The organism is Leptospira inadai serovar Lyme str. 10, from assembly GCF_000243675.2.
In the GTDB taxonomy this organism is placed as follows: domain Bacteria; phylum Spirochaetota; class Leptospiria; order Leptospirales; family Leptospiraceae; genus Leptospira_B; species Leptospira_B inadai.
Map to the genome: position 1 here is coordinate 219,393 of NZ_AHMM02000025.1, position 18,696 is coordinate 238,088.

The following is an 18,696-nucleotide window of genomic DNA, read 5'->3' on the forward strand; positions in this document are numbered from 1 at the left end:
AAAAAGAAGAAAGGAAGATGATCTTTAGTGGATTTCCATTCATCCGGAAAACGTCTCTTGAACGATGCGAAAATATTTTTAAAAATTAATTCAAACTGATTTCTTCGAAGAAAAATAGAGGAGGTCCCGATGCAAAAAGAATACAAAGATTATAGCCATGAGGTGCAACCTCATAAATCCAAATTGATTCGAATACTACTAATCATATTTGGAACGGTCTGCGTCGCGTTAGGAATTTTAGGAATATTCGTACCGGGACTTCCCACGACGCCCTTTCTTCTCCTGGCAGCCGCCTGCTATGCCAAGGCTTCCGAAAGATTTTACAATTGGTTAATGAATAATAGATATTTCGGATCATTCATTAGAGATTGGAGAATTCATAAGGCTATTCCTTTGCGGGCCAAAGTAATAGCAATCTCGACTATTATCCTGACCATGGGACTCAGCGCGATATTTCTTCCTGTACTCGCCGTTCGAATCGGAATGGGAGTGATCGGGTTGATTGTCATCGCGTACCTATTACGTTTCCCTACAAAGAAGAAAGAAACACCGAATTAGTAAGGGGACCGGGAAGGTAACATATGGTAAACTTTCGGATCATTATCTCTTAATAGCTCCGCAATATCCAATGCCTCTTGGATCTTTACTTTTTTGTCCGGTTCTTCGTGCATCCAGGCCGAGACGAAAGTTTCTAGTCTTCGATAATCTTTGATAAAGACGAGTGAACGCAAATAATTCACTTTATCTTCTTCGCTTAATATTCTCGTTCCAAGAATCGTCGAATAAACGTTTGCAGAAGCCCGAAAATTATCCGTGTGATAGTATGCGTGAGCCAGAAACCGTTTTTCATTGAACGGCAACTCCGGAAATTGGTTGTATAACTTAATCGCTTTACGGAAATTCTTATCGATATCCATGGCTAACCGAGCGTAAATATAAGCGAATTCTTTTGTAAGAAAGCCTTCTTTTGCGAATTCTTTGCATAAAGCCAAAGCATTCGCTTTATTCCCGAGCAGAAAATCGGATTTAAGTAAAATGAGTTTCGCATTTCGAAAATTAGGCTTCAGCTCCACCGCCTTTTCCGCTTCGGCCTTTGCACGAAGGTACTGACCCGTTTCAAAGTACGCCATGGCCATATTCAATCGATAGAAAGGATTATAATTCGCTAATTCGACCGCTTTTTGAAAGTATTGAACGGACGATTCCCATTTATTCCTGCGCACGAAAATCATGCCGAGCAGATAATAAGACGGATCATGGCTAGGATTTATCTCCACCGCCTTCAACAGGGATTTCTTAGATTGAGGATAACGACCGATCGCATATAAGTATGCCCCGTTTAGATAGTAATACTCCAAACAATCCGGATCGAGTTTCTTAATTTTTTCGATATTTGCCAGCGAGCGGACTAGATTATTACTTCTAAGTAAATTGATAGTCTCGGTGTTAAGAGCGAGGATTTGGTATTTACGACGGGAGATTTCGGATTGATCCGTCGGAGGCGGTGGAGGAGGTAATTCTCCTTCGGGGGAAGCGGGAATTACCGAAGGAGATTCTTCCACACTTGCTTCCGCTCGGAGCGGATCTAACCCGAAAAAAAATCCAAAAACGACTACGAATAGAACCGTCTTCCGAAAAGAAAGATGCATTCTTATTTTACGCCTACCCTTTTATAGGTTTCCGTATTATTCTTTTCCGGATTAAAAAGTTCCATTTCAACATCGCCGACCTTCGAAATCACGTACCGGATTTCAAAACCTAAATCTAAAAATCGAAACGCTAATTCGGGAGATTTAGATTTAGTCCCTTCTTCATGAAGAACATATTCGATATGAAATTCCTTTCCTTTTTCGGTTCCCTGTAATTCGGGATCACCGTAGAGAGCCAGTCCGTTTCGCAAAATCGTAAGTTTCGCGCCGGAAGCTGTGGTCGGAAATTTGCAACTACCCTCGGACGTGCAAGTCTTCGTATTTTCCCAAATTCCCAAAATCTGTTCCGGGAGAGCCTTATGACAATTCCACAAAGCTAGATGTACCGTAAGCAGAAGGAGAAATTTTTTCATCGGGTCCAGGCTACTTACGTAGAATCCCTTGTCGAGGGAATTTCCTCGCAACGGACTTCCTTCAAAACTGCGAGTCGTTATAGCCAATTAAAATCCCGAACGGAAGGGAGATTGAATGCATCATTTCTCCGGAACCTGTCTTTCCGAATTAACGGAAAATTATCATAGGGAATTGATGTTTGATTTCTCAAATTTGCTGAAAGTATTCGTCGATTTTCAAGACTTCGAACGTTTTCATCAGATCCGGGTGTATCTCTTGGATTTGGATCTCGATCCCGTCGGACTTGGCATTTTTGCAGAACCAAACTAACGAACTGATGGAAATGGAATTCATAACGGGGATTTTTCCCAAATTTAGCACAATTCGTTTCGGTTTTTTTGCTATTGCGTCCATCAGCTGGTTCCGGAAGGCATAATAATCGTTAAAGAGAGCCGTTAGCTCCGGCTTGATCTCGATAACCTCGGAATTGTCGCGCATCTTTCATTATTTCCCTTTTTTTGCCATTTCTCCGCCGAAAATTTCCGCCGGATACTTTTTTTATCTTTTGGAAATCCCGAATTCAACCGAAATTTTAGTTGGGAAAGCGCTATGTTTGAAAAAACACATTTCATGAAAACCCAGGATCTACTGGAAAGAGGGATGAACGCTGCAACATTGAAGCGCAAAGTCATCTCGGATAATATCGCGAACGCGGATGTTCCGCATTTTAAGAGAAGCGAAGTGCTTTTCGAATCCATGATTAAGCGGGCTCTGGAATCGGAGAAAATCGAAGCTTCCAAGGGGATTCCTACGCGAATCGAAGACGAAAGGCATATTTCTTTCTTCACTCCGCTGGATTACCGCCAAGTGCAGCCGAAATCGAGTATAGATTATCTCACGACGATGAGGGCGGACGGAAACAACGTCGATCCGGAAAAGGAAGTCGTCGACGCTTCCAATTCGCAAATGCAGTACATGCTCATGGCAGATCGCCTTAATGCAAATTATCGTGATTTAAAGAACGTAATGAGGCTAGCTTAATTCCCGCAGATGGGACATAGCTGAATAATAGAGGAAGGAAAATGGGACTGTTTACTTCGATTAACATTTCGGCAACCGGCCTTTCAGCCCAAAGATTGCGTATGGACGTAATCGGAAACAATATCGCTAACGCGACTACGACTCGTAATACCAACGGTGACGGCCCGTTTCGAAGAGATAGAGTCGTACTGACGCCGGTTAACCTCCGGACGCGTTGGAAAAGCCCCGTCTATCCGTTCGGCATCGCGCCGGGAGAAGGCAAAGGTGTGAAAGTAATGAAAATCGAAAAGGACATGTCTCCTTTACGATTGGTTTATGATCCCACGCACCCGGATTCCATACAGATCGGTCCTAAAAAAGGATATGTGGAAATGCCGAACGTTAACATAGTAACTGAAATGACTGATATGATCTCGGCATCCCGTTCTTACGAAGCGAACGTTCAAATGATCACCGGTTCTAAAGCGATGTTTAATAAGGCGCTGGAAATCGGAAGGGCATAAAAGGCCTGTCATAGGAGAAAACCATGCAAGTAGATTTTAATTCCAAACTCTGGTACACATATAATTCGGGTTATTCCGAATCTCGCTTTCCGCTTTCTCCGAAAGGAGACAAAGTAAACGTTAAGGCGGAAGACGAACGGCATTATAAAGACGTTAAAGAATCGGTTTCTCCCGATTACGTGGCCGAAAGCTTTTCGGAAGCGATGAGAAACGCATTCAAGTCGGTTAACGATCTTCAAGTCGAAGCCGACGAACTCACTCAAAAGATGGTCTATGATCCGAACAGCGTGGACGCTCACGAAGTCATGATAGCGTCCGAAAAAGCCAGAGTTTCCCTGACGTTCACGAAAACATTAGCGGACGGAGTAGTTCGGGCCTACCGCGATCTCACTTCTATGAGATAATTCTTTTTTTGTAATTTATAATATTCGGTACGGAAAGAAATCGAATCGAGGGTTCCGTACAGAGAACAGAAGACAGACGCGCTCGATGTCGAAAGGTTATAGAATGGGGGAAAGCGTTGAATCAGTTTTCGATTATTTTCGGAGATCGATTAAAATTGGAACCTTTTTAAAAATCGTCATTAACACAAAATTGCTGACACCCCCCGACACATCGAAAATCCAGTAGCACCTCTCTCCAGCATAATTCGTTTTCAGAGGACAGAGGTCAGAAGGCAGACGCGTTCGCTTTGCTCACGCTAGACAGAAGCTGCTCAATGTTGGAAAGGCAGCTAAGGTAGAGGAAAGATCTATCGCACAGGAGCTCCAACATAATTCGTTTTTAAAAAAATTGTTGTCAGAGTAATAGGAATAATTCTCTGTCCTCTGTCCTCTGTCCTCTGTCCTCTGTCCTCTGTCCTCTGTCCTCTGTCCTCTGCTAAGGCTTAATCATTTTAATCAACTTTAAATCCGCTTTGTTAAAGACGGTGATCTGGGTAGACCCGGCACCTTCTTCTTTACCGGTAACATAAATCTTGTCACCGAAGAAAGTAACGTTCGAATTCGGACTAATCTCTTCCTCGGTTCCGGCCATTTTCTTTAAAGATTTATCGAATCGGGCCAGGAAATACTTTCCGTTTCTTTCTTCGAAGGCGTATACTTCTTCACCTTTAAGAATCATCGGTGAACGCCAGAAAACCGAATCTTTAGACCAGACCGTCGGTTTGAGCGTCTCTTGGTCTATAAGAATTAGCTTATGTTCTGCAGAGTGATCGGACTCATATCCGACAACGAGGGCCTTTCCGTCGACAACTTCGAAAGTTCTACCGCATATCTTATTAAATTCTCCTTTGGAGATCTCGTCGTCATTCGCCGGATCCAAAGCGTGGAGCTCATTACTATAGTGTCCGTCAGAAAGGTATTTAAGGGTTTTTAAGAATAGAATCCTGCCTCCGACTACATTCTTATCAAATTCTTCTTTTTTCTTCTGCTCTTCTTTGACTGTCTCCAGTTCCTTCTTGGTATCCTTCAGTTCCTTTTGAAGTTCTTCCTTACTCTTTTTCTCGTCCGGTTTTGCTTCGTCCTTCTTAGAATCGCTGGAGGCAGTGGAAGAATCCTTTTTAGAGTCGGGCTTGGACGAATCGGCCGATGAGGATTTTGAATCCGATTTTCGCGCTTCTTCTTTCTTGGCGATTTCCGTCTCTTTCTCCTTTAATTGTTGCTCTTCCTTTTTGGCCTGCTGTTGCTGCTGCTGAACCTGCTTTTTTTCTTCCTGCTTCTGAACGATCTGCTTCTTGTTCTTAACCGGATCCTTATTTAATTCCTGAAGTTCTTTTTCGACTTTTCTCTCTTTTTCGGCAGCTTGCTGTTGCTGCTTTTTATTTTCGTCTTTCTTTTCTTCTAACTTTCGTTTCTCGTCTTCGATCTTATTACGTTGGAGGTCGTCCATTTTTTTCTTATCATCCTGCCCCTCCTTCTTCTTATCCAGATCCTTGTTTACTTCGGTCTCAAGCTCGTCCGTATGAACATCTTTCCCGTCTTCGGAAAGAATATTGCCGACTATAGGAATGACGATCTGCGTTTTATCGGGCCACTCATTATATCGCCTTGCGATACCTATTTTATCGGGAGTTAAATTCTTAACTACTTCGTCTCCATATTTACGTTTAACATACGCGACGCCTTTTCTATGAATCGCATTATAATAAAGAATGTAAGTCGCAAGCGTTTCGGAATTCTGCTCCGAGTAACCGAAGTTCGTTTTAACATAACCCGTTAAAATTCTTTGAATGGAATTAATATGCCCGAATTCGGTCTCCTTACCGAGACTGATAATGTCTGCTCCGAATTTTTTATCTTCGGGAAGGATACGTATCGCGCTAACCCCATCTTCACTCGCCTTACTTTTTGCGTCTTTCTTAAGAGACTCGGCAAGCGCCGTACCCGTTTTAGAATTACTTCCTTTCGTTTCCTCATCGGCCCTAGCGGCGGAACGGTTTATAAAATTGACCCTCCCGGAAGAGCGGACCTCGGTTTCCCCTAACCGGGGACCGGACTGTGCATAATGGGAAGTCGCAAAACTTCCGAGAACGATCGCGAGAACGGTCAGTCGAATCCGTGACATGTGGGAACTCCTTAGAACTGCAAATCTGCTGTTACGCATAAACTGCGTGAGGGCTATCCTACGATGTTTCGGACCAGCCTGCCAAGGATTTTTCCCGAATGACTACTTACTTAATAGGAAGAAAGTTGCCCCTTCGCGAGCGAATTTTACCCTAGTCGCATGCGCGAATTTCGACGGAGAATCTATAATTTCTGTGCCGGTCCGGCCATGCTTCCCACTTCCGTAATGGAAAAGGCAGCCGGAGAATTTTTGAATTTCAGGAATTCCGGAATGTCCATTATGGAGGTCAGCCATAGGGGCAAATTATTCGATCAAGTGTTGGACGAAGCGTTAGCTCTCCTACGCGAATTATTGTCGATCCCGGACGAATTTGAAATCGCTTTCTTTTCGGGCGGGGCCACCCTTCATTTTTCCGCGATTCCCTGGAACCTATTAAAGGACGGTGAAAGCGCAGACTATTGCGTCACCGGAATTTTCGCTAAAAAGGCGATGGAGGAAGCCCAGCGATTTAATCCCGTTCAAAAAATTTATGACGGCGATTCCCACCATTATACTACGATCCCGGATCTAACGGATGCAAACGTGAGTGATGGAGCCGCCTACCTTTACATCACTTCGAATAATACTTTGTTCGGGTCCCGCTATCCGACCATTCCTACGATCACGAAGGTACCCCTCGTCGCGGATATGACTTCCGAAATACTATCAAGAAAAATTGATATTCGGAAATTCGGCGTAATCTTTGCAGGTGCTCAAAAGAATATCGGCCCGGCAGGTTTAAGCGTCGTGATCATCCGAAAGGACTTACTCGGTCGTTCTAAACGGACGATCCCCGTATTAATGGATTACGGTTTAACCGTAAAGAATAAGTCTATGTACAACACTCCACCGACCTATTCCATCTATATAGCCAAGTTGGTTTTCGAGTGGTTAAAGGATAAAGGGGGCTTGGATATTATCGAGAAGGAAAACGAAGACAAAGCGAAACTGCTTTACGATTATCTGGATTCGACTTCCTTATACACGGTACCGGTAAAAAAAGCCTACCGATCTACGATGAATGTCGTATTTGCGTTAAAAGATAAATCGTTAGAATCGAAGTTCATAGAGCAGGCTGACGACCGCGGATTGCACGGTCTCGAAGGGCATCGTCTTGTAGGCGGATTTCGAGCTTCCATATACAATTCCATGCCTAAAGAAGGAATCTTGGCCTTGGTAGAATTCATGAAAGAATTCGAAGCTAACGCCTAAGCCGTCATGCCGGTTAATAAAGCCGCCCGACGAATCTTAGCATCGGGAATATTGCTACTGGTTTCGACCGTTTTGGATTCGGCGCCGCTTTATTTTCGGACTTCTACTCGAGCTGCTTCCTGCTTTTCTCCGGGAGGTCCGACCAAGGAAATCAAAAATTTTTATACCTCCAAGCTTCCACCGGAAGAAAAGGAGATTTGGATCGAGCGCCTTTCTTCACAGGAAGCAAAATCTCTATGGCAAAGCTTGGATTGCGTTTATCGACTTAAATTATCGAAGGAAGAGAAATTTCAACTTTTAGAGGATCATCAAAGACATCAGGAAACCAGGGAACTTTTATTTTCCTATTACGAAAATCATCTCCTCTCCGAGGAAAGAACTCTTCGATTTTCCGCCTTCGAAGAAAAGTCGGTAAAGAATTTTCTTTCGGCAAAAAAGGAATTACTGAGCCGATTGTACGAAGCCGAAAGGACCTCCCTTTCGGAAAAACCTCTTCCTGTTGAGACTTTCGCGAATTTGTATTTGGCCCTTCTCCTCCAGCATTGGGAGTTCTTCCAAACGGCACCCGAATTTCTTAAAGAAAGTCTGAACGAATGAAATCAGAAAATCCGACTTTATTCGGAATTTGCTTGAACCCTTAAAATCCCGAAGTACGTTTACATTAGGACATGAAAAAGATAGGCATTGCCTCCGATCACGGAGGTTTCGAGCTAAAAGAATACCTAAGACAGGAATTAGGAAATTCGATAGAAATAGTAGATTACGGAACCAAAGACGAATCTTCCGTAGATTATCCGATCGTTATCGGTGAGGCCTGCAAAAAAGTCCTCACGGGAGAAGTCGACGGCTTAATCGCTCTCTGCGGAACCGGGATCGGGGCCTCGATAACGGCAAACAGATTTAAGGGAATTCGGGCCGCACTTTGCCACGACGAATTTACTGCGGAAATGTCCCGTCGTCATAATAACGCGAACGTTTTGGTGCTCGGGGGCCGAGTTCTTGGAAAGGAACTGGCGATTCGGATTTGCCAAAAATGGCTCTCCACTACATTTGAAGCTGGCCGTCATGAAAGACGCGTAAACCAGCTCGACTCGATTAGCTAGAATTACTTCCGGAAGAGAGAGCCTGGATGCGAAAGATAACTAGATCATATAGTAAATTCTCTCTTTTAAGCCTTTTTTTTCTTTTCGGGTTTACCGTTCTTCAATCCGAGACCAATTCCTTTTCTCTCAGCTCTTTCCTATTAAAAGACTTGAGATTACAAAAGTCGGAAAGCGGTAATAACTTTATAGAACTTTCCCCTAGAGACCGTAAGCAAGGTGCGGAATTATTTTTCGATTTCGAGGAGGAGGAAGCTTCCGATCTACAGGATAAAACCGGCGGATACAGAGTCCTTTCTTCATCCTATCTAGTCGATCCTACGAGGGCTCATACCGGCAAACGCTCGGCGCGTTTTGCAGGTAAGAGATCCGGAATAAAGATCTCCGGCAGAACGAAAGGCATGCTAACAAGCCATGAACTTAAGGAAGAATTTTATATTTCGTTGTTTCTGCTCCCCGGAACTTTGGATAAGGAAGCGGTCCTACTAACTAGGAGCTTATACACGAGAGGAAAAAAATTCGGCTGGGATCTGAAAATTAAGGATGAAATTCCTATATTAGAACTTTCTAATTTTTTCCAAAAAGAGGATAAATCTTTTACTTCATTGAAGCTCGTCGGTCGGCAAAGAATTTCCAGATCCAAGTGGAATCACCTCGTGGTTCATTTTAGACCGGTTCAACGAGAGGTTATTCTTTATATCAATGGAAAAGAAGCCGAACGAATCGGAGTTCCGTTAAAGGAGTCGATTACGCGAATCGGGTTTCATCCGGAAGACACGACTCCTTTCGTTATCGGAGAAAACTTCTACGGTTGGCTCGACGATTTTCTCGTCGCGAAAGGATCTCCGGATTTGGATGCGCTCTCCACTCCTTACGAAGGCCAAATGTATGATAATTCGTCCTTTACGGCCGAAACGAAATTCGGAACGGCAATATCTCCGATATACAAAACGCGCTATACGAATTCGACTCCCGAAACGCTTATCCTGAAAGCGAAAGTTCCCAAATCCTCCGTTCTCGAATTTTATTTTCGATCTTCTCCCCAAATCTTCGCAAGATCCGCGGATTCTCCTTCCTGGAAAACGATCGATTTGCGTAAATTAGAAGAATATAAAGAAGAAGATCTATCGAGAGAAGGCATGGAGGAAGAAACCGCACATCCTAGATTCTTTACTTATAGAATTCCTTTAGATAAAATCTGGAACGGAAAAATCCCTTCCTTTAAATACTATCAGACTAAAGCTAAATTTAAGGCCGATGCTGACGGTAAAATAAGTCCGGAACTTGAAGGTATAATATTCACTTACAAGGAAACTTTGCCCCCGGTCAAACCTATGGGCTTAAAGGTTGCATATTCCGACGATGATTATCCGGAAGCTAACGGGCCGAGAGTCTGCTTGAGTTGGATTCCGAACCCTGAACGGGAAGTCCGCGGGAAGTCCGGCGGTTACGTTATTCATTACGGCGTCGGGCCGAATCGGATGGTCGGAATTATAAAAGGCACGCACAAGGATTTGGCGCAAGGGAAAGCGCCCGTTCTTTCGATCAAGGGCCGCGAAAAACACCCGGTGAGCGAATACTTGGATCCTATTATAGGCGACGACTCGTCCTGCCCCAAACAGACGGAAAACGGCAGTCAAAGACTCTGCCAATGCATAGACAATCGTCTCATCAGTCTTAACGCCGAGTCTCCGGATGAAAATCAGGAAGAAGCGAAGCCTACCGGAAAGTCTAAAAAAAAGAAGGCTTCTCGAGATCCTTATGATAAGAAATTACTCTTCTTGCAAAAAGGTTTAACTTTCTATTTTAAAGTAGGCGCTTATAATTCCTTCTATGATCCCGTCACCGGATTCGATCAGATAAGTCCGTTAAGCGAAGCCGTCGAGGTCTATTTCCTGAGCGAGTAAAACTTTTATCAGACTCTGCTTTCTATAGATAGGATCTTTCGCCAATACTCCGTCCAAATCCAGCAAGGAAGCTAAGGCTATGTCGGTCCAGTTCTTCCAATCCAGTTCTTTAGAAATAGATAATTTTAGGGCGAGCGAAATTTCCTCTTTTCTCAAAGGCAATAGATCCGCAAAGAAACTCTTAGATTGAGTCCAAAGTATTTCTTTCTTAACCGAATCCGATTCGCTCGCGAGAATTCCTTCCAGGGCGGAAAGAGATAAATAAAATAGGACGTTTTTCTTTGTAAGAGCTTCCAATGCGCCGCGAATCCCTTTTTTGGAACTTTCCGTGCCTAGGATCAGTTCATGAAACGAGTCGTGGCTAAGTAATAGTTTCAACTGACGGTTCCGGAATATAAGTTAGCAAGCTCTTTTAACGCTTCCAACCTTTGATAGGAATCCGAGCTGAATATTTCGTTACGGAAACAGGTTCTGAGCAACTCGGACGCGGACATATCCCGCTTATCCGCCTCTTGCTTTAGAAGGTCGAACTCCTCGTCCGTTAGGAGCATCTGAAATCTGCGTTCAATTCGAGCCATTTACTCCTCTTCTTTCAATTCCTTTTCGTTTTTCAAGTAGGTTCCATAATAAATTTGCGAATCTTTCAACTGTCCTAAGCTTTCGTAAATCGCTCCGATATTATAATTGGCCTGATTCAATCTAAAATCATACTTAAATGATTTCCTAAAAAGCTGTATCGCCCGATCTTCCCTACCTGCATACCATTCGCTCAGCGCCCATAAAAAAAACCATTTGCCTAGATCCGGGTCTCTCGGCGCGATCTTAGATAGATGTCCTAATGCTTCCTCGAAAATGGAGGCCGATCTCAGATAATTATCCCTGATTTTCTTGATTTTTTCCATTCTTGAAAAAACATCCTCGTCGTGCTTAGGAAGTTCGAGATCGGATCGCCAAAATAAAGCTCTCGCTAAATACAATCGATACATCAGTTCCGCCGGATTCTTCCGAACGTATTCTTCCAAAAACGGTAGACTTTGCGCTTCCTGCCCGTTCTGTTGAAGATTTAAAATTTTCTGTTTAGCCGCTTTATTCCATTCTCGACGATTCTCTTCCTGAGCGACCAAGAAGCGCGATGAGAAAAGAAATAATATGCATATAATGAAGAACTTCCCGACCGAAAGATTCATTAGTACCTTAAATGTAAGTATAAAGATTTTTACCGTTCTCCGGATACGGCAAATGAATGATTTCGAAAGGTAGGCCGATCGTTTGCAGGATATTCCGCAAATCGTCATTCATGTTTTCCCTGGATAAGACGAATATCTCGCTCGCAGAGATCCCGAATGCATAGTCTTCCGTTCCTAATAAAGGTTGAACTTCTGCGAGAATTTTCCTTCTCCAATCCTCCGTAAGATCGTAATCCTGATGTCCCTTCAATCGTATTTTAAATAAATTGCAACGACTTCTCTCGCCGTGAGTCGCCCAGCGTAAGAGTAAAAATTGAATTTGGACGAGATCCCGTTTGTCCTGGATGGCATGAGACGCTTGTTCGATTTCGAGCTGCAGAAACGCGTCCTCGACCGGATCGATCGATTTTTCCACGGAGTCTCGAATCTGCTCGGTGAGTTCGGCGTTCGGCGGATCGGGAAATAATAAAAAGAACCTGAAATCCAAGCCGGATCTAAATAAGGGAAAGGAAATAATCCTGATCACTCCGTCTAGATCCGCGGGATCGAATTTTTTTATGAAGAAATGATCGTTTCGCCTTTCTTCCGTCACGTCGATAATCGAGACCTCGTTATTCTCCTGACCTAAAAATTGATCTCCATAAAGAAAAATCATATTCTGGCGGGTATATGGCTGCATTCCGTACGTAACTGCCGGCTGATATGCGCCTCTTCTTCGATCATAAAAATGAATGCTAAACGACTTCACATGCAAAGAGGAAAAGATCGTAAGGTAATATTTTAAAAGAGAAGAAACGGAAGTATCCAGGCCTTGGTGAATCTCATCCAGTACTTCAAGTATCTTACGTTTTTCTCGAATAGGTTGTCGATCCAACCATGTGCGGAATCTATCCGACAAGGGCATTTCCTCGTTCGGATCCGTTTTACGAATCCCCCACCACGCTCTTGCCCATAAGAAAAATCTGGATTTATGTTGAGGAGCGATGCCTCTCGCCGCTTTTAGGCCCACCTCGGCCAATCCGGTTACGCGTAGCGCTTTCGCTAAAAGACCGGTCTCCTTCGCTTTCTCTTCTATCTCTATGGAAGCGGGAACTCCCGTAGATCGGACTTTATCGACCAATTTGGCCAACTCGTCCGTAAAGATAGAATCGCGTTTTCTTTGAATCGATTCCGACAAATTCAAATCCGATTCCGCGACTGTGGTTACGTCGCGAATCCCAATCGAAGACCGCATATGAGTAACAGAAAGCGGTTTAGGATCTCGCAAAAACTTCGGAGTCAGAAACGAATCTTCGGGAAGATCAAACGGCAAAACGTAAAAAGTCCCGCTTGCAAGCGGTTTCGTTTCAAAAACGGGAGAGCCTGTCTCGTTCGACTCCGAAAGCTTTTTAATCGCCTCGATTTTCTTTAAAGTCTCGTCTTTGATTCTTTCCGCAAGGAGTTGGCTAAGTTGGGAAACGTCGGCACGCTTAGGGGAGAATTTAATCGACTGTTTCCGTAAAAATAAAATCGAAATATCCAGCAGAAATAGTAGTCCGAAGAAAAGCGGAAATAAAATAATAAATTCGGAATGTACTGCGGGAATAAGAAGAAAGAAACCTTGAATAAATCCCGATTTATCCTCGGGAAAATGCGCGTAATATGCCCGATACTCCCTGTCTCCGATATCGATCGATTTAAAATCCGCGCCCGTTTCCTTCAAAGAATATAAAATCTCTTCGACAATTCTTCTTGGATCCGTCTTTTCGCTCTCGAAAATCCAATCCCGGAACGATCCTACCTTCAACTCGGGAACGAAATATTCTTTCTTGCCGTCGAAATCGAAAAAGAACTTTTCTTTGTCCAATAGTGCCAATACCGCAATTTGTTTTTCGTATAAAGGAACGAAGAAAACGGGTTCGTTTCCTAACGGAAGCAACCTACTCGTGTTTCCTTCCCAAGCCTGAACGAGCAACTGCTTTGAGGCATTCGTATCGAGTTCCGGGGAAGTGATTGTCTGATCCGAAGCGTCCCAAATAGCGAAACTTCTTACGGGAAGAGGTACATTCTTCGTATCGAGCAAACTAGGATCGGTGGAACGAATTTGGTCTTCTAAGTTAATTATATTTTTATTAAAGAAGGCGAATGCGGTTTCGAGTTTCGAGCGGTAAAATACCCCGTCCGGAAAATAAGGTTCTAACCAAAGTATCAAAAAAGAAAATAAAAGAGCGAATGCAAGAAGGAAGCGTAATTTAGTTCCGATCATCGATTTCCATCCCGAACTTTAGAGAATAAACCTAACAATTCCAACTTTAATTTCAGCCAATTTTCTCGTTCAACGAATCTTGCTTCGGTCCTGATCGAATAAAATAAACTGCTCGCCAATAGGCCCCCGAACAAGACTAGGAAGGAAACGCCCAAAGCCGCCGTCATCAGGAACAATTCTCTAACTCGTGAATTTTGGGGATAGCTGAGAAATAATTCAGTCCGCTCATTCGCAATTTTTTCCCAAGTAGGTCGATGGAAAAAATCCTTTTTCTTTGATGATTCGGTTAACAAGGAGTACATTTCGACCCCGCCCTTTTTCGAATCGGATATGAATTTCGAACCCGGCCCATCCGAAGGAAGCAAGGGCGTATCGGGCGATAAATTCGTTTCCAATACTTCCAACTCCTGCCCTTTCCTTTGGAATGCTATGTATAAAAAACCTCGGTAAGCATCTTGCGGAAGATACGATTTGCGAACTCCAGCGGAAGCGGCGATCACTCTATCGGCATCTTCTTTTGAAATTTGAAAATAAAGTCTTCCTTCGGCATTTCTGTACAGTAGGTCTTTCTGCGAATCTTCCGCCCAATGCCCCGGAGCAATTTCCAATCCTCCCAATCTAAGATCAGGATGAAATACTAGCTTCTCCGAATCGGAGGAATAAATGAGTCTGTACGAACTTTCGTATATTCTAACAAAGGTAAAATCTCCCGAGGAAAGCAGATCTTTTCCGAGTACTTTTCCTTGGCTTTCCGAGTTCGGATCCGGGTTCTTTCTGATAATATATTCGATTCGAAGACCTAAATCGTAATACGTATCGTCGAAGCGAGTCATTAGCTCTTTCGCAAGTTTTGCCCTGCGAAAGTGGAAAGTGGTGCTCAAGATCTGTACCGGAGCAAAGAAAACGGACTCTCTCCATGCAGACGGGAAAAAAGGGATGGAAAGAAGCAGAGGACATAGGAGGATCAGAGAGAAAATTCGAATCCGCCTACTGTGAGAACGTGGGTTCACTTTTCTAGTATCGGCTGATTTACTCGTTCGAATCAGTCTAAATGTTAAGGATCTCCGCTTACCGAGCGGGCAAAAAGTAAGATGATTTTTTACGTATTTATCGACGGAATCGGCTTTGGCGAGAATGATCCAGAAAAAAACCCGTTTTCTCGATTCTCTACTGGGGTATTCCTTCCTCTGGCCGGAAAGGAAATCCCTAAAAACTCTCCGCCCCGCTTACGAGACCTAGTTTATATTAAGACCGATGCGAGCATGGGCATCAAGGGATTACCCCAGAGTGCCACCGGTCAAACGTCTCTCTGGACAGGAATCAACGCCTGTCAGGTCCTAAATCGACATATGAGCGGATTTCCGACATTTACCTTAAAACGAATTATCGCGAAATATTCCATTATCCGCATATTGGAGGAACGAGGATATAAAGCCGACTTACTAAATTGTTATACTCCGGGTTTTTCGGATCACGTAAAAAAAAATCCGAGGCAGGTCTCCGCTTCGACATTAATTCAAATGGCCGGAAATAAACCGCTGAAAGGAATGGAGGATCTTAGAGCCGGTAAAGGTCTCTATATGGATATCAGTAGGGAATTCCTGCGAAAATTCGGTCGAGATTATATCGAGAAGGGCGACCCCGTTTTGGAAAAGCAAGATCCGTATGAAACCGGGAAATCGATCGTTCCGAAAGTGAAAGATTACACGCTCTGCATATACGAATATTTTTTGACCGATAAGGTCGGCCATAAAATGAACTGGAGTGGAGCGGATCGTTGCATCCAAGATTTGGAAGGATTTTTGCTAGGTGTAATCGAAGCAATGAATCCGGATGAAGATCAATTAATCGTCACCTCGGATCACGGAAATTTGGAAGATTTAACCGTAGATGTGCATACGACAAATCCGGTTCCGACGATTCTTTTCGGGAAGTATACCGAAAGAATGAAAGATAGTATCAAATCCTTAAAAGATATTCCTCATGCGATTTATGACTGTCTAGGATTCCGAATAGAAATGTCGGAAGAAGAGTTTATTCAGACCGCCGGTTAACGATTATCGTTAACCGAGACTAACCCTAGTATTTCCAGTCGTCCGCATTCGAGGCGCCGTCATCCGAAGGTTTTGCTTTTGCCTTGTTTCCGTCCTGGTAATTCAGGTTGTCTTCAATCTGATCCAAGGATTCTTTTTTCCAAGCGGCTGCTTTGCGGCCGAGCGCGTTATCGTGGTTTCGATCGTTGGCTTCCTGGAAAGAGGAAGCGGCCTTTTCGTAATTTCCGCTTCTAAAATAAATAGTCCCTTTGCGAAAAAGAGCCGCTTGGTCCATAGCTGAATCGGCATTTTCCAAAATCTTATTTAAATACTGTAGGGCCGAATCCGGTTTACCGATCGAATCGTAACTTTCCGCGATGAAATACCATGCCTGCTCTCTGGCTTTTTCGCTTACGCCGAGATCCAACGCTTTTTTAAAGGACTCGATTGCCCCGTAATATTGTTTTCTAAAATATAATTGCCTGCCTTTTTCCAGCAACCCGGAGCGAAATTCCGAATCCACCGAAATTTTATCCCGATCAAAATAGGCGTCCGATTGCACGTAATCTTCGTATACGTCGTAGGCAGACCAATCCTTACCCATTTTTCGTAATGATTTTCCCCACCGTACCCTTGCTTTAACGTTTTCAGGATCTTCCTGTAACGCCAAGACGTAGTTTTTTCGCGATTGGTCGTAATTCCCCTTCTTCATATAATAGTCGGCAATAGCCGACAACGCATTCGAGCGAAGTTTATTATCGTTCGAGGTTCTGAGCACCTCTTCTAAGTGTCCTTTTCCTTCCTCGTCCCGATTAAGCATTAAAAGCAAATTGCCGAGACCGTATGCGACTTTAGCACGTTCTTCCCGGGAAAGTCCGTCTTTCTGATTCAATTCGCGATAAATACCGAGAGCCAGCATCTTATCGTTACTCTTCTCGAGCGCCTTCCCGAGATCGTATTTGATTCGAAATGCAAGTTGAGTCGAAACTTCCTTGGCGGATAGTTCCGAAAAAATATCCAAAGCTTTTTCGGCGGACTTAGGATTGGAATGCTTTAGGAATTCTTCCCCCTCTCGGATTTTTTCCAGGACTTCCCGATTATTTCCCTCGTTATCCTGAATAACGGCGGTATAAATTCCGGTTAGCAAACCTGCGCATATGAATAAAAAACCGGTTACTAGTATAATGGAACGGTTCAATGCCTTCCTCCGCTAATCTTAGCCAGACAATGCTTTGTCCAAAATTCGGTTCGATCTGGATTGTATGATTTTACTTCTTTTTGTACGAAATACTTTAACGCTTTTCTGAAATCCCCATTTCGATAATAAGAAAGCCCCGTAAAGAATTTCGCCTTGCCACGAATGTCCGGATTATCCGATTGCTCAAAGGGAGCGAGCTGGCGAATCGCCTCAGAATAATCCTTCTTCCAGTATGTAGATTTAAGAATTTTATTTAGTTCTTCGTCGGATGCAACGACCTTATTTTCATCTTTCTGGATCGCAGGCTGGTTTTCCTTCGGAGCCTGATCTTGGACAGTGTTCGAAGAGCCCTCGACTGCAACGTAAGACTGATCTTGCGTAAGAGCAAAATCTTCCTTGTCGCCCCGCTTAACGGTAACTCCGAAATAAACCGTATTCTTAGACGGTTTCATTCTAACCATCACATTGGTTTCAGGATGGGTCACTTCGCCTAACTTCCGAACATTGCCGCCTAAGAACGTTGCTACTCCTCCGGAAAGCGGCTTTGAGGCTTGATAAACGGAATAAACGGTATTCTCATCCGGATTTTCGGGAGCCTTCCAATCCAGACGGACTCCCTCTTCCACCGGCTTGGAACTCAGGTCCTTTACATGCATTTCATCGAAGGAATATTCAGATTTAGTAATACTATCTTCATTAGGTTGTTTACGCTTATCCTGGTCATAAACGTAAAATTGTCGGATAAATGACTGATTCTGAATTAGAGGTATGACTTCTTTCAGTCCTTGCTTAACCGTTACGCCGTAATAAATCGTTTGAGACTTATTTAAGTCCTGATCCAGAAACGAGTTTTCAGGATGCGATACTTCCGCGAGTTTTTCGGCCTTACGCATCAGGCTTAAACTGGAAAGCGGCTCGGCCGATCGATAGATGGAATAAATCGTTTCTCCCGGAATACCCAATCGATACGGTTCCCAAGAAACGCGAAGATATTTTCCTTCTCGCTTAACGGCGATGTCGGTAACTCTTGCGTCATCGGAGAGGATCTTCTTTTTCTCGTCGTCCGGATTCAGATTGGAAGTCGGTTGATTAGAAGACTGCTCTATAACCACGGGGATGGTGGTGAAATTTCGGTTAGGAACTAGTTTTAAATCCTTTTTTCGAACATGGTGGGATAGGACGACGGCATAGTAGTATGTTCCCGGTCGAAGATTGTAATCGTATATTTGATTTACTCCGTTGGCAATCCCGCTCGGGAATTTTCCTAAAGAGTCCGAAATATAACATTTTTCCGGAGTATCGATGACGCTCGGGCTTCGCGCGATGATGATTTCTCCGGTCTCACGAGGAGGCTCCCAAGTAATTCTGACTGACTTTCCATCCTTAAGGACTTCCACATTAATCGATCCGGCAACCCCGAACTGGTCGGTATCCGTAGTACGTATGAGTTCCTGTTGTTGCGCTTGTTGAGCGTCCGCCATACCTGCGACCGCGAGCAAACAAAGGAAAAATAATATCCGTACATGGGTCTTCATTTGGGAATAGGGTTCCGTATATACATATCGGAACTAAGAAACCGTTTTTTTACTTCGGTTTTTCATAGAATAGGCGGAAAATAAAAATA

20 protein-coding genes are annotated in these 18,696 nt (G+C 43.7%); 9 read left to right on the forward strand and 11 right to left on the reverse strand.

Annotation, left to right across the window (positions count from 1 at the left end; all coding sequences use genetic code 11):
* Nucleotides 1–129 precede the first annotated feature (129 nt).
* Entirely contained in the window at nucleotides 130–558 is a 429-nt protein-coding gene (locus LEP1GSC047_RS16780; RefSeq protein WP_010417143.1) for a YbaN family protein, read from the forward strand.
* Here LEP1GSC047_RS16780 and LEP1GSC047_RS16785 read toward each other — a convergent pair.
* From LEP1GSC047_RS16785 to LEP1GSC047_RS16795, 3 genes are all read right to left on the reverse strand, one after another.
* Nucleotides 555–1,649 carry a tetratricopeptide repeat protein gene (locus tag LEP1GSC047_RS16785; protein WP_010417142.1) on the reverse strand — a complete coding sequence of 365 codons (1,095 nt, stop codon included), beginning with the start codon at nucleotides 1,647–1,649 and terminating at the stop codon, nucleotides 555–557. The genes LEP1GSC047_RS16780 and LEP1GSC047_RS16785 overlap by 4 nt on opposite strands.
* 2 nt (nucleotides 1,650–1,651) lie before the next feature.
* Nucleotides 1,652–2,062, reverse strand: a complete 411-nt coding sequence (locus LEP1GSC047_RS16790) for an LIC10301 family lipoprotein (RefSeq protein WP_039935699.1) — start codon at nucleotides 2,060–2,062, stop codon at nucleotides 1,652–1,654.
* A 187-nt stretch (nucleotides 2,063–2,249) separates the two neighbouring features.
* The gene (locus tag LEP1GSC047_RS16795) at nucleotides 2,250–2,540 is read right to left on the reverse strand and encodes an STAS domain-containing protein (RefSeq protein WP_010417138.1); all 291 of its coding nucleotides are present in this window, start codon (nucleotides 2,538–2,540) and stop codon (nucleotides 2,250–2,252) included.
* A 111-nt stretch (nucleotides 2,541–2,651) separates the two neighbouring features.
* Here LEP1GSC047_RS16795 and flgB point away from each other — a divergent pair, with 111 nt between their 5' ends.
* From flgB to fliE, 3 genes are read left to right on the forward strand one after another with little or no spacing between them, the layout of a single operon-like run.
* Nucleotides 2,652–3,083 carry a flagellar basal body rod protein FlgB gene (gene flgB / locus LEP1GSC047_RS16800; protein ID WP_010417136.1) on the forward strand — a complete coding sequence of 144 codons (432 nt, stop codon included), beginning with the start codon at nucleotides 2,652–2,654 and terminating at the stop codon, nucleotides 3,081–3,083.
* Between the two features lie 41 nt (nucleotides 3,084–3,124).
* A complete protein-coding gene (gene flgC / locus LEP1GSC047_RS16805; RefSeq protein ID WP_010417134.1) occupies nucleotides 3,125–3,586 on the forward strand; it encodes a flagellar basal body rod protein FlgC in 462 nt (153 codons plus the stop codon).
* Nucleotides 3,587–3,609: 23 nt separating this feature from the next.
* Complete coding sequence (fliE, locus tag LEP1GSC047_RS16810) at nucleotides 3,610–3,990, forward strand: flagellar hook-basal body complex protein FliE (protein WP_010417131.1); 381 nt, start codon at nucleotides 3,610–3,612, stop codon at nucleotides 3,988–3,990.
* Between the two features lie 475 nt (nucleotides 3,991–4,465).
* Here the strand turns inward: fliE and LEP1GSC047_RS16815 are convergent, their stop codons facing one another.
* Nucleotides 4,466–6,151 (reverse strand): P83/100 family protein, encoded by a 1,686-nt coding sequence (locus tag LEP1GSC047_RS16815; RefSeq protein ID WP_010417129.1) that lies wholly within the window; start codon nucleotides 6,149–6,151, stop codon nucleotides 4,466–4,468.
* A 159-nt stretch (nucleotides 6,152–6,310) separates the two neighbouring features.
* Here LEP1GSC047_RS16815 and serC point away from each other — a divergent pair, with 159 nt between their 5' ends.
* The 4 genes from serC (at nucleotide 6,311) to LEP1GSC047_RS16835 (ending at nucleotide 10,409) form a co-directional block, all read left to right on the forward strand.
* Nucleotides 6,311–7,402 (forward strand): 3-phosphoserine/phosphohydroxythreonine transaminase, encoded by a 1,092-nt coding sequence (gene serC, locus LEP1GSC047_RS16820; protein WP_010417127.1) that lies wholly within the window; start codon nucleotides 6,311–6,313, stop codon nucleotides 7,400–7,402.
* 6 nt (nucleotides 7,403–7,408) lie between these two features.
* Nucleotides 7,409–7,999, forward strand: a complete 591-nt coding sequence (locus LEP1GSC047_RS16825) for a hypothetical protein (protein WP_010417125.1) — start codon at nucleotides 7,409–7,411, stop codon at nucleotides 7,997–7,999.
* A 71-nt stretch (nucleotides 8,000–8,070) separates the two neighbouring features.
* Complete coding sequence (gene rpiB / locus LEP1GSC047_RS16830; protein ID WP_010417123.1) at nucleotides 8,071–8,505, forward strand: ribose 5-phosphate isomerase B; 435 nt, start codon at nucleotides 8,071–8,073, stop codon at nucleotides 8,503–8,505.
* A gap of 26 nt (nucleotides 8,506–8,531) precedes the next feature.
* On the forward strand, nucleotides 8,532–10,409 hold the full coding sequence (locus LEP1GSC047_RS16835) for a hypothetical protein (protein ID WP_010417121.1): 1,878 nt from the start codon (nucleotides 8,532–8,534) through the stop codon (nucleotides 10,407–10,409).
* On the opposite strand, the gene LEP1GSC047_RS16840 is transcribed toward LEP1GSC047_RS16835, so the two are convergent.
* The 5 genes from LEP1GSC047_RS16840 to LEP1GSC047_RS16860 are packed head-to-tail and all read right to left on the reverse strand — an operon-like array spanning nucleotide 10,371 to nucleotide 14,722.
* Entirely contained in the window at nucleotides 10,371–10,787 is a 417-nt protein-coding gene (locus LEP1GSC047_RS16840; protein WP_010417119.1) for a hypothetical protein, read from the reverse strand. The two genes, LEP1GSC047_RS16835 and LEP1GSC047_RS16840, sit on opposite strands and share 39 nt — an antisense overlap.
* Nucleotides 10,784–10,987, reverse strand: coding sequence for a hypothetical protein (locus tag LEP1GSC047_RS16845; protein ID WP_010417118.1), 204 nt, complete (start codon nucleotides 10,985–10,987; stop codon nucleotides 10,784–10,786). The genes LEP1GSC047_RS16840 and LEP1GSC047_RS16845 overlap by 4 nt, the downstream gene beginning before the upstream one ends.
* Nucleotides 10,988–11,596: a tetratricopeptide repeat protein gene (locus tag LEP1GSC047_RS16850; protein ID WP_010417116.1), complete on the reverse strand. Its 609-nt coding sequence runs from the start codon at nucleotides 11,594–11,596 to the stop codon at nucleotides 10,988–10,990.
* A 7-nt stretch (nucleotides 11,597–11,603) separates the two neighbouring features.
* Entirely contained in the window at nucleotides 11,604–13,841 is a 2,238-nt protein-coding gene (locus LEP1GSC047_RS16855; protein WP_010417113.1) for a hypothetical protein, read from the reverse strand.
* Entirely contained in the window at nucleotides 13,838–14,722 is an 885-nt protein-coding gene (locus tag LEP1GSC047_RS16860; protein WP_238325605.1) for a hypothetical protein, read from the reverse strand. The genes LEP1GSC047_RS16855 and LEP1GSC047_RS16860 overlap by 4 nt, the downstream gene beginning before the upstream one ends.
* Nucleotides 14,723–14,932: 210 nt before the next feature.
* Between LEP1GSC047_RS16860 and LEP1GSC047_RS16865 the strand changes: the two genes are divergently transcribed.
* Entirely contained in the window at nucleotides 14,933–15,895 is a 963-nt protein-coding gene (locus LEP1GSC047_RS16865; protein WP_010417109.1) for a metalloenzyme, read from the forward strand.
* A gap of 25 nt (nucleotides 15,896–15,920) precedes the next feature.
* On the opposite strand, the gene LEP1GSC047_RS16870 is transcribed toward LEP1GSC047_RS16865, so the two are convergent.
* Nucleotides 15,921–17,072 carry a tetratricopeptide repeat protein gene (locus tag LEP1GSC047_RS16870; protein ID WP_010417106.1) on the reverse strand — a complete coding sequence of 384 codons (1,152 nt, stop codon included), beginning with the start codon at nucleotides 17,070–17,072 and terminating at the stop codon, nucleotides 15,921–15,923.
* Nucleotides 17,069–18,607 (reverse strand): tetratricopeptide repeat protein, encoded by a 1,539-nt coding sequence (locus LEP1GSC047_RS16875; RefSeq protein WP_010417104.1) that lies wholly within the window; start codon nucleotides 18,605–18,607, stop codon nucleotides 17,069–17,071. Before LEP1GSC047_RS16875 ends, LEP1GSC047_RS16870 begins: the two co-directional genes overlap by 4 nt.
* Nucleotides 18,608–18,696: the final 89 nt, after the last annotated feature.